The following is a 16,504-nucleotide window of genomic DNA, read 5'->3' as shown; positions in this document are numbered from 1 at the left end:
GAGTTAATGAATTATAAAGATTTAGATATAAAAAGAAGTTACATAAGTCGCGGAAATAATAATATTGCTGAAGCATTTTTGATACCAGCTTTAAAATTTACCAAGATTTATAAACGAAGTGTAGGTTTTTTCTCATCTGGAGTATTAGAACTTATTTTAGACGGAATTGTTGTTATGGTTAGAAATAATGGCATAATTCAACTTATAGCCAGTCCTAAACTTAATGAAGAGGATATTAATGCAATAAATTTGGGATATAAAATGCGTAAGGATATGATATATGATTACTTTACAAGAGATTTCTTAATGGAAGTGGAAAAATTGAATGACAATAAGCTTCGAATGTTATGTGAATTGATTAGTCGTGGTGTACTTGATATTAAAATTGCTATTACCAATGATGAAGGAATGTATCATGATAAACTTGGTATTTTAAGGGATTTTGATAATAACACTATCGTTTTTTATGGTTCATCTAATTCTAGTTATGGAGGGTATAGAAGTAATTATGAAAAAATTAGGGTTGTAAAAGGATGGGATGAAGGTAATAAGGAAATTATTATCGAAGAAGAGCTAGAATTTGATACTTTGTGGAAAGGAAAGAATGAGTTTGTTGAAGTATACCAATATTCTGAAACAGCCAAATTAAATCTCCTTGAAGTCATAAAAAAGAGAAAAAACAGTCAAAAAGATAAGAAAACTATTGAGTTACGAGATTATCAAGAACAAGCAATAAAGGCATGGGTAGATAATGATTATCATGGATTTTATGTTATGGCGACTGGTACAGGAAAAACATGGACGGCTATTTATTCAACAGTTGAGCTAATGAAAAATCATTCACCAATAGTTGTGATTTGTGCACCATATAAGCATCTTATAAAGCAGTGGGCGGAGGATGTTGAAAAAACATTTATAAACGGAAAGATAATAATGGTGTCATCTGAAAATCCAGGATGGGAAAAACAAATAATGAATGAGATTATTAGAAAAAAATATAATTCTGATATGCAACTTATAATCATATCTACAATTGCATCATTTAATATGGATAGGTTTATTAATTTAATTAATAAATCAGATAATGACAAATTATTAATTGTTGATGAAGCGCATAGATTTACAAATAGATCAGAAAGATTACATGAAATATTTGATTATATGCTTGGGTTAAGTGCAACACCGTATAGTGGTTCTTCGGCAGAAAAGGGAAGGGAATTAATGAAATTTTTCGGAGGACAGGTATTTAATTTACCTATTGAAACTGCTTTACAGAAAGGTTTTTTGGTGCATTATTATTATAAACCTATTTTTGTAAATTCTACTGATTATGAAGAAAAAAAGTTTAATGAACAAAGTATGAAAATTGCAAGTTGTTTTAAAAATAATATTTGTATAAATCCTGATTTACTCGTAAAGTCTCTTAGAAATAGATTACGAATTATTTCAATGTCAGAAGAAAAACAAAGTAGAATTGATGAAATTATTAACGAAATAAATGATCCAGATCATTTTGTTGTATATTGTGGTGATGGGCGTCTATTCGATAATAATTCTGGAGAAGAGATACGTCATATCCAATCTATAAAAAGAGTTCTTACAGATCATGGTTTTAAAACTAGTCAGTTTACTGCAAAAGAAAATATGGATGAGCGTATGCAACTTGTTGATTCATTTAATAAAGGTGAGATTTCTTCATTAGTTGCGATACGTTGTTTAGATGAAGGAATTAATATTCCATCAATAAAAAGTGCTCTTATTTTATCAAGTAATGATGACTATCGTGAATTTGTTCAAAGAAGAGGTCGTATACTTAGGACATATGAAGGCAAGAAAAATGCGACTATTTATGATGTTATTGTATTACCAAGTTCTGATATGTGCCAGTGGGCAAAAATTGAATTAAGAAGATTTTTGGAATATGGACGTCTTGCTTTGAATTGGAATGATCTTGAGATTAAGTTAAATGATGTAATAAAAGAATATAACATTAAAATAGAAGATATTGATGTATATGATTATGAGGATATTTTGGGGGATGAAGATGAATAATGATGAAGTTGTAAAGAAAATGATAGATTTTATAGAAGAAAAAGAGCGACAGCTTCAAGTGGCAAAATTTGTGAATAATTCAAGAGCAAAAAGTGATATTGTAAACAGTATTATATTTCAGTTAGATAGAGAGGTTAATGATGAAAATTAAAACTATTGAGTATGAAAACTTTAGAAATTTTAAAGAACGTGGAATTATAAGGTGTTCTACTGATGGCAAAATTACTATTGTGTATGGAAAAAATGGAGATGGGAAAACAACATTACATCAATTGTTTCAATGGATTTTTTATGGACAAGTTCATTTTAATAAAACAACTTCAGATTATTTATATAATCTTGAGTTTGAAAGCAATCTTGAATATGGAAATAGCTTTGAAGTTATGGGAAGAATAGATTTTGAACATAATAGCAATCATTATTCATTGACAAGAAAATACACATACAGAAAAGAATTGGATTACTCAAAGAAATTAGGCGAAGAAATATCACTCATTAGAATGGATGAAGATAATAATTGGAAGAAAATAGATAGGCCTTCAGAAATTATTGAAAAGTTACTACCATCTGGGTTATCAGATTATTTCTTTTTTGATGGAGAAAACATGATTGCTGATTTGCGTGTAAAGGGTAAGGATTCGGCAAATAAATTAAAAAAAGCATTATACTCCATGTTTGATCTAGATGTTATTGAATTAGCAAAAGATCATGTGGGTAATATAACTTCACCAACAACTGTATTGGGTAAGCTTTATATGAGCAAAGGAACTGTAAAAAGCGGAAGTCAAATATCTGCAGTTAAAACTAATATTGAAAATGCACAAAACAAGATTGAAAAATATAATGAGGAATTAAAAGTATATAGTCAAAAGAAAGAAAAAATGAAGGAATTAATTCGTACTGTGTCTGAACAAATAGGTAGTACAAAATCAAAAGTAGAATATGAGAAGCAAAGGAAGATACTTAAAAGACATCGAGATTTGAGTTTAAGTACTGTAACTAGTACTCAGGGAATTTTTGGTGATGAAATGTTTTCTACATTTCCTCAATTATTAATATCGAAAACTGTATTGGATGCTAAGAATAAAATTAAGCTAAAAATAGCCGATAATAATCTTCCACAAGGACTAGGCAAAAGGCTTATTGAATATTTATTGGATAGTTCTACTAAGGAATGTATATGTGGAAATTCAATTTCTAATGAAGAGAGAGAACATATTAAAGCGTATTTAAATATGTTGCCGCCTAAGTCTTATACCAGTATGTACAATGAATTTAAAAGAACAGCTTCGCAGTGGGGGAAGGGATATAATAAAGAAAAGTTTGAGAGATATATTAAATTGATTTTAGAAAATAAAGAAAGTGCTGAAGAAGATGATAAAAAAATTAGAGAACTTGATGAGCAAGAGAAGAAAAGCCCTGATATTGAAAATTTAGTCATAGCAAGGAAACAGGCAGAAGATTCTATATTAGAATTGGATGAGCATATTATTAATCATGAAAAAGAACTTAACAAGTTTAAAATTTACTTAAAAAAGAATATGAAAGATTTTGATGATTTAACAAAGAAAAATAATGAAAATCTTAAGATTCAATCAAAGATTAATATTATGCAATTGGTAGCTGATTATTTTAAGAAAAAATTAGAAGATGCATCTTTGGAATATAGTAAAAATTTAGAAGAAAATATACAAAAATTATTAAATGAAATGCTGACTAGTAAAAGAAAGGTATCAGTTACACATGAATTTTCAGTAAGAGTAACTGACAGTTTTAATGATGAATCAAAATCAGAGGGGCAGTTCGCTGTTGTATCATTTGCATATATTGGAGGGATATTAAAAATGCTTCAAAACGATCAAAGATTAAATAAAAGGGAATATCCATTAGTTTTGGATGGACCATTTTCAAAGCTTGATCCAGATCAAAGACAGAATGTAGTTGATTCAATACCACAATTTGCACCACAAGTTATCTTGTTTTCAAAAGATAATTTACAAGATATTATAGCAGAAGATAAAATAGGAAGAGTTTGGACGATTATTAGTAATAATGAGAAGAATGTTGCTAGAGTTGAGGAGGGAATATTATGGAAATAACCTCAGATATTCTTTTACGTGGTACATGTTGGAATAAAGCTATTGATGAGCTATCATGCATTTTTACAAATAAAACCCATTATAGTATTTTTGTGTTATGTCTTTCTATAGGAATAATGTATGATAAGCGTATTGAAAAACCAATTGATAATGGTGAAGATACTAGAAGTGTTCCAAGAAATGTTATTGGAAATAATGATAACGGTAAATTAGATTTTTATTTTCAAGCATCTATTCTATCTACGTGTACTGAAAGACTTACAGAAAATGAAAGATTAGAACTTGCATTTGGGGATAAGTGTGATTTTAATAAAATTAGTTATTTAGTTCAATTTGCTAATTACGGAGTTACAAAATTGGTTGAATTGATAGGAATTACGCCATTGGAATCTATGGAAAATATTAAAAAATTTTTTGAATCTACTATAGATGGGAGAAATCTTGATATAGATGCATTGCCTGATGACATTTTATTAATAGATGATTTGAATCTTTAATTAAAAAGATTTTCTTGTGAAAATACTTAAGTAAGCAATTATATGCATACTTAAGTATTTTAAAGTTTCTTATTAAAAAAAAGAATTCATATCACAGAATTTAGATAATGTAATTCTAATAAATTGAGAACTTCTATCTGCAACTCCAATTTCCTTAATAACATAAGAAGGTTCACCAATCCCACAAGCTGACCCAGAAGAAATAGCACATTTATCAGCCATATCCTTAATAAACATATCATTAACAATACCAGGAATAAGCATGCCAATGACTCCAGGAATATGATTGTCTGGGTCACCTAAAAATTCAACACCAGGATATTTTTGTGTAAGCATTTTTTTAATTTCAACTTCTAATTCACATATTTTTTTTATATATTCATTCATATCTCTTTTAGAAATTTCACAAGCTTTACCGAAACCTACAATATTATGAACAGCAGAAGTTCCAGCTCTATATCCACTTTCTTGTAATCCACCATGTATTAATGATGTCATTTTATAATCTGATAATCCAGTTTGTCTTATAAAAGCAGCTCCAACACCTTTAGGTCCATAAATCTTATGAGCTGACATAGAAAGAAAATCTAAAGGAATTTTTTTTACATCTAAATCAATTTTACCTAATACTTGTGTAGCATCAGAGTGAAACAGTATATTTTTTTCTTTTGCAATAGCACATAATTTTTCAATGTCATTTAAAGAGCCAATTTCATTATTACCCCATATAAATGAAGCGAGGATTGTATTATCTTTAATTGAGTTTCTAAAAGTATCTTCTTCCACTTGTGCATATTTGTTTACAGTAAGAAAAGAAACTTCGTATCCACGATCAATTTTTTTTGTTTCTGTTTTTTTCTTTAAAAATTTACTTGCTACGGATTTTTCAGATTTATTCCAAAATACTTCACCGTTTAAGAACTTACATGTTTGAAGTACAGATTTATGTTCAACGGTAGAAGTTATAATATGGTTTCCACTTTCTTCATAGTACTTTTTATAATCTGCCACACCTTTTATTATAAAGTTATTACTTTCAGATGCACCACCAGTAAATATTATTTCTTTAGGTTCTGCATTTATTAAGCTTGCTACTTGTTCTCTAGCTTTTTCTACAGCATTACTAGCATTTACAGCTAATGTATAATATCTGCTAGAGGGATTGCCATATTCCTCTTTTAAATATGGCAACATTGCATCTAATACTTCGGGATCAATAGGAGTAGTAGCACTATTATCTAAATATATCATAAATTAGCATCTCCCTTTTTTAATGCATTCTTTAAGAATTTTTCTAAATTTCCACCACTATATTTATACTGATTTAATAGAAGTTCAGCACCTCTATCCATATGAAGTTTCATAAAGTGTGGGTAATATTCATCATCATTTATATTACGACCAAGGTTTACTTCGATAAGTGCTTTAAATATTGCATCAAATTCACCTGTAACTGTGGCTCTTTGAAGTTCAAGGCCGTTTGTGTCATTATTCTCATATTCTAATATAGAAGTAGGATCTTTTAAAGATAATGAAACTGCTATTTTACTTAAAGCAAATGGTTTAAGATTTGCACTTTTTCCTACCTCTTCAAATATTTCTTTTGTTTTCTTTGATGTTTTTAATCTAAATCCCATTATTACACCTCAAAATATCCATTTTTAACTTCAGTTTTACGTAATTCTGTATTGTATAGAAGTAAGTATTCATCACATACATAAGGTTTTACAACTTTATATAATTCTTTATCAATTTCTTTATTAGTAGAAAGAATTATAACTTGCTTACTTATGTTTGGTAAATAAGTAGTAGTTAATGAATTTCTATGTGTTTCATCTATACGAGCATAAGGCGTATCAATTATAAATGGTATTTCAACACCTGAACTTTTTATGATAGCCCAAATTAAGCAAAGTATGTAAATTTGTTTTTCACCATTTGAAAAATCATTTATATTAATTTTAGTACTTAAACTTATATAATCAAAAGAAATATCATTAGATATAAGATTTTTAAGTTCTTTAGTATCCTCTACATTATAATGTTTTAATAAATCTTCTAAGAATTTATCTCCATATTTTTTACTTAAACCGTTAAATCCAAGATTGTTTATTACATTTAGTATTTCAGTTGTATTATACTCTTTATTTATATAAAGAGTAGTATTAAAATTATCATCAATTACGATACTATTCACATAATTAGCTTTTCTAATTATTGTGCTAAAGATTTTTATGAATTCATTTTCTATTAATTTAATTTTATCTTTAGTTAAATTAATAAGAAGTTCATTTAAATATTCAATAAGTTGTGTAGACATATCTAAAACATTAATATTTTGAAGTAGAGTAGTATACTCATTTCTTGCTCTAGTAAGATGATATTCTTTGTTTTTAAGCTCATTATGTTTTGATTCAATTGTCGCTTTTTTAACAGCAATATTTTTTTGAATTGTATTAATTTGTTCATTTGTAGAATGAAGATTTTCTAGATAATTATTTAAAATATCATCTGAAATAGATGAATTTAATTTATCTCTTAATTTTTTCAACTTATCTCCAATTTGAGAAATACTATTAAATTTAGAAAAGATAGATTTAGTTAAAGTATTTCTTTTATTTAAAATATTATCAATAGTATGATTAATAGTATTTCTTTGTTCTGTAGATAATTCTAAAATATTAGCTACATTATTTAATTCAATAGTATTAAACATATTGTTAAGAAGATCTACTGCAATTTCATTAAAATTAATATTTTTTACTTTAGATGGAATATGTTTAACTAATGCATCTTCTACAATATCTCCAGATAATTTTTTACTTATTGCATTATATGAATTTAAAGAATCTTCTTTTTCTATTTGAATTTTAGTTTCTTCTAAGAGATCAGTAACTAATAAAAAGGGTAGAGTCTCATTGCAGAAATCTTTGATTTCCGTATTAATATTAGTACGATCATTTTCAAATTTTGATATTTCAGAACTTAAAGCTGCTTTTTCACCTTCTAAAAGTCCGCCACTGTTTTTAAAATCATCTTCAACTTGATTTCTTTTTACAAGTAAATTATCAAGATACTCTTCATCTAAAATCAAAGTTTTTTCCAAATTTTCAATTTCAGAGTTTAAATCTTTAACATTAGAGTTAAGTAAATCAAAGTTCTTTTGAGTATCTTCTAATTTAACATTTGACTTTGATTTTGCTCTCTGATGAGCTAATAATTGCTTCTTTAATACTTCGAATGTATCATAATTGAATAATTCAAGTACTGATTCTTTTAAATTAGAACTTGCACTTTTCCCAGTAAAGAAATCACTTAATTCTTCACCGTCAAAGAAGAAGAAATCAAATAGCGATGGTGGAATTACAGATTTTAAATATTTATCAAAGTATAATTTATCTTCATCATTTAATTCTTCATTATTTAGATAAACTTTAAAATCTTCATGTATTTTTTGATTTATATAATTCCATGAACGTTTTAAATAATATTCTTTAATTTGTGTGCCTTCTTCAAAAGAAATATTTAAACCTAAATAACATTCAATATTTTCATTTTTAAATGCATTATCATTTATATTATTCTTAATCTTAGTTAAATAATTATGGTTTAATCCAAGATAACCATAAGTAATTGGACCATAAATACATAATTTAATGGCTTCGAATAAGGTAGATTTACCAGCCCCATTTTCTCCACCTATTAAAACAATATTTTTATTCCCTTTAGGAGTAAAGGAGAAGGTAGTTTCATCTTCGTATGATCTAAAGTTTTTTAATGTTATATTGTTAATTATCATTTTCTATCTCCTCAACAATTGATTTGTGTAAATGTCTTTGATTAAGAATTTTATTAATTGATTTATCTAAAACCGTTTTGTTTGTAAAATGTTTAAATTTATTAGTTTCAATTAAAAGTTTATTAATTAAATCTTGATCAATATTATGAACAGAACATAAGTTTTTAATTTCTTCTCTTGTATTTTCATCAAACATAGGTTTTTTATAATCATCCCAAGGAAGTCTTTCATTCATAACTTCATAATATAAATCAACTAGTGTTCTTCTCGTTAAATCTTCTTCTTCATCCCAAATCCTATCAATAACTTCAAGTTCTTCTTTAGTAATAAGTTCAATTTCATATTCTTGATTAATATATTTTTGTAATTCTAGTAATCTTTTTAATATCAATTGTCTTCCTTTAAAATTAAAAGGACCATAGCCTAGTACATTTATATAGTAACCTGTATCATCTTTTTGTATTTTTGATTCATCTAATTTTATATCATTAGAATTGTTAATACTTTTAAGCGGTAACAATTCTAAATAAATCTTATTTTTATCATCAGAAGAATAGATATTTCCTTTGTCTATTTCAGATTGGCAATTTTTAAGATCTATATAACCTTCACTATCTTTATTAGAAAAAATATAATCTGGATTAATAGTATAATCATTTAATAAAGGTAATTTATCTAAGTATAATTTTTTATAGTAGTGATTTCCATCTCTTCTATACTGCATTCTATACTCATGTTTATTACGAATACTTATAACCCAATCTCTAAAATCAAGTAAAGGTTGAAGCCAGGTTTCACCACTTTGAATAAATCCAGTTAGAGATTTATCTTTATTTACAACAGTACAAATCCAACATCCAAATCTTGAATTACCGCATGATGGAGTATCCTTGTTACTTGTAGTAGTAAAAGGACATTCTCCACCTTCACCACCTGTATATAATGTAAATAAATCATTATTGCTAGCACCCCAAGGAGTAGCACCATTATCTGCAAGAAGTATACCCCAAACATCATCTGTGGTTAATTCTACAATAGGATTATAAACATAAGTGTTTTCTAAAGTTACATGAGGTGTTAAAAGATATCCTTCAATTTCTCTATTTCTAATTCTTATACCTCTTGCTATACTTTCAGATTTTCTAACACCTAAAACAACAACAACTTCTCCATTTTCTTTAACCTTTTCTTCAATAAATTTATTAGATGGTTTAATTTTTAAACGCTCAGTACACCATCTAAATCTAATAGAAGTAGGAGTTGGAAGTCCTTTACCAATTATATTAGTCCAATAAGTATTGTTATAGTCTGGATGAACCATGTAAGTATATAGTGGTATGTTAGCTTTTTTTGCACCTTCATTAATTAATTCGGAGTTATGTTTTAAGTATCCTAAAACAATAGGGTTTTCAATCAACGTATCAGAAGAAACTACATAAATATCTTTATGTCTTTCTTCAATTGGTAGACTTTGAAGCATGGTAAAAACTAGTTGTACTACAGCAGTACTATCTTTACCACCACTGTACCCTATAACCCAAGGTCTATTATCATTTTTATAGACCATTTTCATTTCATCTATAATATCATTTACTTTTTGTTGTAATTCAGTATTCATTAGTTAACCTTCCTTTTACAGTCATTTTCTAATTTTTGCTCGTCTTTTGATAAAGGAATATTTAATTTTGTCTTTATTAAATTATTTGTAAGTCTTACATAAGTAGCACTTTTAACAATTCTACCCGTTGGACCTATAACTCTATTTTGCCAATCATCTAAATTAGTTCTGTGCCAATCAATATTTTTTATATTAGAAAGAATTTTCTTCCAATCATAAGCGTTATTTTTATATAAGTAGTTACCAACTAGACCTAGTGCTTCAAGTACAACTCCATTTGAACTTATATAATCTTTTCTAAATAAAGTAGGATTTGTATCTTTATTAAATACAAATTGCCATTCTTTCATATTTTCACATAAAACATTCCAAAATTCATTTACAAAAGAAACTACTTTGTGATCATTAGTGTTTAATTTATTTAATAATTTTTTATTAGTTTCATTTATGCTACTTAAAGTGAATAATTTAGGTGAAAATTTGGATAAAGATGGATTTTCTTTATCGGTAAAATGTTTCAAATAATTATTTTCTTCAAGTAATGATTTAGTAATCATTGCAATTGGATCACGAGAGTCGTATAAAATTCCAATTGACTTAGAGACATTAACAGCATGCTTATTTAAGTCAGCAAATATCTGTTGGCTACGATTTAATCCTTCATCTATAAATAAAACAACAGATATAGTTTCATTACCAAGAGAAGAATCAGCTTTTAAAGCTTCTTCAATAGCAGCTCTTCTATGTTGACCATCATTAATAAGTAAACGGCTATCCATAGCAACTTTAAGAGTTCCTATTTTTTCATCAAAATCTTTATCAATAGGTGAAAATTCAAAATCACCATCAATTGATGCAGTTAATGAAGAAAATACATAGTCTTTAGGATTATTAACAATATATGAAGCCATTTCTGGAATACGAGTTTTGTTTAAAATTCTTTGAGCTCTATGTTCTGGTGGTAAATCTTCTTCATTAAATATAAATAATTTTGATAATATTTTTAAAGGACACATTATTATGAAAAAGTCCCTAGTTGCCTGTTTTCCTTTGATTGCAGGAAATGTATAAAAGAAATTACTATTCATAATGCAACCTCCTACGTACGTATTTATACATTGTTTTATTATATTACGTACGTAGAAAAAAGTAAAGATATTTGACAGAAAAAGGGGAACTTAAGTTCGTTTAAAACTAAAATAAAAATGGATTATGAGATACATGTAGAATATAGGATCTTAGAAAAAATTATGAATAAAATATAAGATATATAATATATATTACTATATTAATAACTGGAAGGTTCAAATGGAAAATTTAATTAATAAAATAATAAATATTGATTGTTTAGAAGGTTTGAATAAAATACAAGAGAACAGTATAGATTTGGTAGTAACTTCACCTCCATACAATTTAAACATACTTTATGATGAATATAATGATAATAAAACAATTAAAGAATACATTGAGTTTATTAGTAAAGTTTCAAATGAATTATTTAGAGTGATAAAAGGAAATGGAAGAGTATGTATAAATATTCCGTGTGATGGAAAAATGAATTTGAATAACATAGAAAAGGTAAAGTGTGATATTTCATATATGATTAAAGATATATTTTATAAAACGGGTTTTAAATATAGAGATAAAATATATTGGGATAAACAAAATTTTAGGAGTAGGACAGCTTGGGGAAGTTATGAATCAGCATCAAATCCAAATATATTATTACCATTTGAAGAAATAATAGTATTATATAAAGGTACTAAGAAAAAAGAAAAGATAAATGGTAATTTGAATGAATTGATAGACAAAGAGTTTCAAGAAATTTCAAATGGACATTGGATTATAAAAGGCGTAAAAGCTAAAAAAGATAATTGTCCTGTACCTTTTCCACAAGAAATACCAAGCAGATTAATAAAGTTATTCTCATATAGAGGAGATATAATATTAGATCCTTTTTGCGGAAGTGGGACAAGCTGTATGGTTGCAAAAAAACTAGGAAGAAAATATATAGGATTTGAACTATCTAAAAAATATACTGAACAAGCTAATAAAAGAATAAATCAATTATAATTTAAACTAATTTTGGATAAAATACCTTTTGTTAAATATTATAGATATTTTATAGGAGGTATTATTTTAATGAATGATTTATGTAATGACATAATTTTTATTATAAAAAGCTATGATTTGTATTCTAAGCATGCTTTGGAATTAGAAAATATAAAATATAAATTTGATAATGTATGTGTTGAATTAAATAAATACTTTAAAGAGTACGAAATAGAATATAATACTATAAAAGGTAAACCACATATACCATTTATACCTCTATTTGCAATAAGAAATCCAAAGTATTCTAAATATATGACACAGGGAATATATGTGGCATTATTAATAAAGCGAAATGAGGGAATCTATATTTCTTTAAATCAAGGAACAGAAAATAAGGCAGAACGTTGTATATTAAATGATAAAAATACATATAGGCGTAAAGTAAATGATAAAATAGCATCTTATGGAATTGAATATAAGAACAATTTAATTGACGAGATAAATTTAACAAATAATATATGTGGAAATTTAAAAAGACCAAGATCATATGAACAAGGAAATATAAAAGCTGTTTTTTACGATATAGATAAATTAGAAAAATATCCGGAAAAATTTTTGCGAGATATAATATGGTTTATAGAATTGTATAGAAAGGTATTGGATGGTTAAAATATCTACCTAGTGTATAGAATGTAGTATTTTTAATAATTTATAAATGAAAATAGCAAGTAGCTCGTAACTATCACATGCGAGGTCTAAGGTTATAGAGAAATTAACTATATTTAAAAAGAAAATAATTAAAATTATTAATGCTTAAATTTTGAGAAATATATCATATGAATATTAATGAAGATAATCTTTTACTTGTATTTTCTAGGGGGAATGGTTATAAGGAAGTGTATAAATATTATATTATGCTACAAAAGGGATTAAGCATAAAATCTAATATATTTGAACTTTCTATAAAAGAGCTTTCATTATTATATGAATATTGGTGTTTTATAAAAATTAATTCTTTACTTCAAAAGAAATATAGATTAGTAAGCTCTGATTTTTTAAAGATTAATAAGAAGATATTACAGTTTGCCTTAAAAAGGAGGAGAACCTTCTCTTACATATTTAAATACTGAGACAAATGAAAAATTTAAAGTTTATTATAATTCTTTAAGAAATTCCAAAACAGTATCACAAAAGCCAGATAATATATTATCGATGAATAAAGATAGCAGTATAAAGTGTTATGAGTTTATATTTGATGCTAAATATAAAATAGATGCATCAACAAATACATAATAATGAAGAAAAGTTTAAAAATAACACTTTTTATAAAAGTATTGAAGAAGTAAATATTGGAGCAATTCCATTTTTACCTTCAACAACAAAGCTAATGGAAGAATTCTTAGATGAATTAGTAAATGAATCTTCAGATTCAACTTTTGAAAGAACATTAGAGACTGTTAATAAAGATCAATATCTAAAAGATGAATATTTCAATAACAGAAATGTATTAGTGGGAACATTAAAGAACAGTTAAAGACTAATGTATTAAATAATTTTTATCACATTCCTAATAAGAATGTTAATATAATTAAAAATAATATATGTTAATAAATTGTTTTAGTATAGTATGATATAATTTTAATAAAGAAGATAAAACAAGAAATTTGAACATTGCTGATAGTAAGCAAGAAGAATTATCATATGAAATTGAAAGGATTGGTTTACTAAGATGATAAAGTTAAGGCATGAACATTGATTAATCCTTTGCTCATTGAACTTAAAGCTTAATAATGAGGATTTACATTTAAAAAATGTATTAGTAGACACTGGTTCTGCAACAACTTTAATGAATAGTAATTAAATTATATCATGTTAGATGGAACTGAAAAATAAGGAGTGATTCTGCATGAAATGGAAAGAAGTACGAGAATTATATCCTAACCAATTTGTAAAGTTTGAAATTTTAGAATCTCACATAAAAGATAACAAAGAGTATGTAGATGATGTTGCAATTATTAAAGCAATTTCTGATGGAAAAGATACAGAAAATTAGCTATAAGTAAATTTATAGAAATCACTTCAAATAATTACAAGATGTGGAAATAAAGATTTTGGGTTAAGGATATTTTTATGCAATTCATATTATAGACAATAGGGATAAAATGAGCCAGTTTGATGAATTATTATGGAAGAATGAGGAAGAGTAAATGAAAAAAAATAAATCAGTTAAAGTATTTGGAGTTATTTTTGTGGTGGCTGCAGTACTTATTTTTATTAATTTTATTCCAACCTTTGAATTAAAAATATCAAATATGCATATTATTGAAGGGGAATGGGTGAATGTTTATTATGAAGAGGAAGAAGTTGCAGCTAAGGATGTATTTCAGTTAGCTAATGTAAGAGCAGGTGAATTAGCTAAAAAATTAGGATTTAGTGAAAAGCAAAATATTAATATTTATATTTATGATCATCAATCTACCATGCAAATGAAAAAATATGGGTTAATAGGACCAATGTTAGGTCTAGACTGGTATATTGGTGATAATATAGGAACAGATGTTATATTGACATCACCTGCAAATCCAGGAAAAGTTCATAGTTATGATAATAATAAGCAGGCAGTTTTACATGAAATGGTTCATGCTTATGTAAGTATAATAAATCCACAGATAAGATTATGGTTAACTGAAGGAATGGCTTTATATTTATCTAATGCAGAATCTTTTTATAAAAAATATACATGTAATATGCATATTCCAACTTTTTCAGAAATGAAAACTAGCAATCCAATTAAATTTTCCAATATGGGAGGTTATACTTTTGCTAATACTTATATAGAGTATATAGATCAAGAATATGGATGGGAAAAATTAATGATGATAATTAGAACAGAAGATTATGAAAAAGTATTTGGAAAATCTGATGAAGATATATATAAAGAATGGATAAATTATATTAAAAATTATTATCAATAAGATAATTAATCATAAAAAGTAGCTCATGATTTAAGTATTAGGAGTTATTTTTATTGCGTTGGAAAAAGATAATTTAGTAAAAATAATTTTAAATATATGTTATGTTGATGATATAATTAGCTGTTAGATAAAATAGTAAAAGGTAAGGAAGATAAATATGAAGAAAAATGTTAGAATGATATATCCATCATATATAGATAAGTTTCAGTGTATTGGAGGAAAATGTGAAGATAACTGTTGCATTGGATGGGATATAGATATTGATAAAGAAACATTTAAAAAATATCATAAAGTCACAGATGAAACAATGAAAAAGATGTTCCAAAAAAATGTTCATAACAATAAATATTGTACTAATAAAGATTTAGATTATGGAAGAATTAAATTAAATGAAGCAAAAAGATGTCCCTTTTTAGATGATGAAAATTACTGTTTGATTCAAGGAAAATTTGGTGAAGATTATATTTCTAGTGTTTGTACTCAATTTCCTAGAGTACTAAATAAAGTAGATGATCATTATGAGATATGCCTTGATTCAGCATGTCCAGAGGCAGCAAGAATTATTCTTGGAAGTAAAGAGAAAATAGAATTTAAGGAAAGTGAAAAGAACTTAGGTAAGTATACTATGACAGGTATACTTGATACTAGATCATCTGAATTTAAAGATACACCTATAGAGTATTTTAAAGAGATACGAGAATTCTCAATAAAAATAATGCAAGATAGAAATTTAAATTTCAGTTCTAGATTATATGTTCTAGGTGATTTTTTAAATGAGCTAGAAGATATAGAAAGTAATAAAATAAAAGAATTTATAAGTAAATATGACATAGAAACTGAAGCTAAGTATTATAAAAGAGAGAGTATGAATTATGCGCTTCAGGTTTCGTTTTTTAAGAATGTAGTTGATTCTTTAGATATAGTAAATGAAAGTGATAGTGATAAATTAAAAAGGTACACTAAAGAACTTTTACAGGGATATAATATTAAAAATAATCAGGATATAATTGAAAATAAGGAAGAATATATAGAGGCATTTGAAAAATATACAAAGGAGTATATAGAAAACAACAGTTACATATTTGAAAATTATATAGTTAATTTTATATATAATAATTTATTCCCTTTTTCAGAAAGCGATTTTATGTTTGAAGGATATATTATGCTTTTATTTAGATATTCATTAATGAGATTTTATCTAGTTGGGAAATACATATACAATGGAAAAGATTCTGTAGAAGATATGTTAGAGTTTATTCAAATATTTGTAAAAGCAGTAGAGCACGATAAGAACTACAGAAGTGAAATTTTAGAATACATTAAAGAAAATAGTTTTGATAATATGGAATTTGCAAAAATGCTTTTGTAATTTTAAACAAGTAGATTACAGAATGGGCTGTTGCTTAAAT

At 26.2% G+C, this 16,504-nt stretch carries 15 protein-coding genes and 1 pseudogene; 11 read left to right on the top strand and 5 right to left on the bottom strand.

Going from position 1 to position 16,504, the window contains the following annotated elements; all coding sequences use genetic code 11:
• The first annotated feature begins 6 nt into the window (after nt 1-6).
• From BGI42_RS08565 to BGI42_RS08555, 4 genes are read left to right on the top strand one after another with little or no spacing between them, the layout of a single operon-like run.
• Nucleotides 7-2,052 carry a DEAD/DEAH box helicase family protein gene (locus BGI42_RS08565; protein WP_069679916.1) on the top strand — a complete coding sequence of 682 codons (2,046 nt, stop codon included), beginning with the start codon at nt 7-9 and terminating at the stop codon, nt 2,050-2,052.
• Nucleotides 2,045-2,203, top strand: a complete 159-nt coding sequence (locus BGI42_RS16065; protein ID WP_158523399.1) for a hypothetical protein — start codon at nt 2,045-2,047, stop codon at nt 2,201-2,203. The genes BGI42_RS08565 and BGI42_RS16065 overlap by 8 nt, the downstream gene beginning before the upstream one ends.
• Nucleotides 2,193-4,151, top strand: coding sequence for an AAA family ATPase (locus BGI42_RS08560; protein ID WP_069679915.1), 1,959 nt, complete (start codon nt 2,193-2,195; stop codon nt 4,149-4,151). The genes BGI42_RS16065 and BGI42_RS08560 overlap by 11 nt, the downstream gene beginning before the upstream one ends.
• Complete coding sequence (locus BGI42_RS08555) at nt 4,142-4,648, top strand: hypothetical protein (protein ID WP_069679914.1); 507 nt, start codon at nt 4,142-4,144, stop codon at nt 4,646-4,648. The genes BGI42_RS08560 and BGI42_RS08555 overlap by 10 nt, the downstream gene beginning before the upstream one ends.
• 72 nt (nt 4,649-4,720) lie before the next feature.
• Here BGI42_RS08555 and BGI42_RS08550 read toward each other — a convergent pair whose 3' ends face one another.
• From BGI42_RS08550 to dndB, 5 genes are read right to left on the bottom strand one after another with little or no spacing between them, the layout of a single operon-like run.
• Entirely contained in the window at nt 4,721-5,899 is a 1,179-nt protein-coding gene (locus tag BGI42_RS08550; protein ID WP_069679913.1) for a cysteine desulfurase family protein, read from the bottom strand.
• The gene (locus tag BGI42_RS08545) at nt 5,896-6,285 is read right to left on the bottom strand and encodes a DndE family protein (protein ID WP_069679912.1); all 390 of its coding nucleotides are present in this window, start codon (nt 6,283-6,285) and stop codon (nt 5,896-5,898) included. Before BGI42_RS08545 ends, BGI42_RS08550 begins: the two co-directional genes overlap by 4 nt.
• A 2-nt stretch (nt 6,286-6,287) precedes the next feature.
• Entirely contained in the window at nt 6,288-8,447 is a 2,160-nt protein-coding gene (gene dndD / locus BGI42_RS08540) for a DNA sulfur modification protein DndD (RefSeq protein ID WP_069679911.1), read from the bottom strand.
• Nucleotides 8,437-10,065: a DNA phosphorothioation system sulfurtransferase DndC gene (gene dndC / locus BGI42_RS08535; protein WP_069679910.1), complete on the bottom strand. Its 1,629-nt coding sequence runs from the start codon at nt 10,063-10,065 to the stop codon at nt 8,437-8,439. The genes dndD and dndC overlap by 11 nt, the downstream gene beginning before the upstream one ends.
• Nucleotides 10,065-11,153, bottom strand: coding sequence for a DNA sulfur modification protein DndB (gene dndB / locus BGI42_RS08530; RefSeq protein WP_069679909.1), 1,089 nt, complete (start codon nt 11,151-11,153; stop codon nt 10,065-10,067). Before dndB ends, dndC begins: the two co-directional genes overlap by 1 nt.
• A gap of 220 nt (nt 11,154-11,373) precedes the next feature.
• On the opposite strand from dndB, the gene BGI42_RS08525 reads away from it, so the two are divergent.
• The 7 genes and pseudogenes from BGI42_RS08525 to fliB all read left to right on the top strand — a co-directional run bounded on the left by BGI42_RS08525 (nt 11,374) and on the right by fliB (nt 16,464).
• A complete protein-coding gene (locus BGI42_RS08525) occupies nt 11,374-12,138 on the top strand; it encodes a DNA-methyltransferase (protein ID WP_069679908.1) in 765 nt (254 codons plus the stop codon).
• A 69-nt stretch (nt 12,139-12,207) separates the two neighbouring features.
• Nucleotides 12,208-12,789 (top strand): MrcB family domain-containing protein, encoded by a 582-nt coding sequence (locus tag BGI42_RS08520; protein WP_069679907.1) that lies wholly within the window; start codon nt 12,208-12,210, stop codon nt 12,787-12,789.
• Between the two features lie 167 nt (nt 12,790-12,956).
• A pseudogene (locus BGI42_RS16630) lies at nt 12,957-13,413 on the top strand (nuclease domain-containing protein).
• Nucleotides 13,394-13,654 carry a hypothetical protein gene (locus BGI42_RS08505; RefSeq protein WP_069679905.1) on the top strand — a complete coding sequence of 87 codons (261 nt, stop codon included), beginning with the start codon at nt 13,394-13,396 and terminating at the stop codon, nt 13,652-13,654. Before BGI42_RS16630 ends, BGI42_RS08505 begins: the two are co-directional and overlap by 20 nt.
• Nucleotides 13,655-14,026: 372 nt before the next feature.
• On the top strand, nt 14,027-14,173 hold the full coding sequence (locus BGI42_RS16060; RefSeq protein ID WP_158523398.1) for a hypothetical protein: 147 nt from the start codon (nt 14,027-14,029) through the stop codon (nt 14,171-14,173).
• A gap of 154 nt (nt 14,174-14,327) precedes the next feature.
• Complete coding sequence (locus BGI42_RS08500) at nt 14,328-15,095, top strand: hypothetical protein (RefSeq protein ID WP_069679904.1); 768 nt, start codon at nt 14,328-14,330, stop codon at nt 15,093-15,095.
• 157 nt (nt 15,096-15,252) lie between these two features.
• Nucleotides 15,253-16,464, top strand: a complete 1,212-nt coding sequence (gene fliB / locus BGI42_RS08495) for a flagellin lysine-N-methylase (RefSeq protein WP_069679903.1) — start codon at nt 15,253-15,255, stop codon at nt 16,462-16,464.
• Nucleotides 16,465-16,504 lie beyond the last annotated feature (40 nt).

This window comes from Clostridium taeniosporum, assembly GCF_001735765.2.
Taxonomy (GTDB): Bacteria; Bacillota; Clostridia; order Clostridiales; family Clostridiaceae; genus Clostridium; species Clostridium taeniosporum.
The sequence above is the reverse complement of the archived record's forward strand: the minus strand, read 5'-3'. Positions and strand labels throughout refer to the sequence as shown.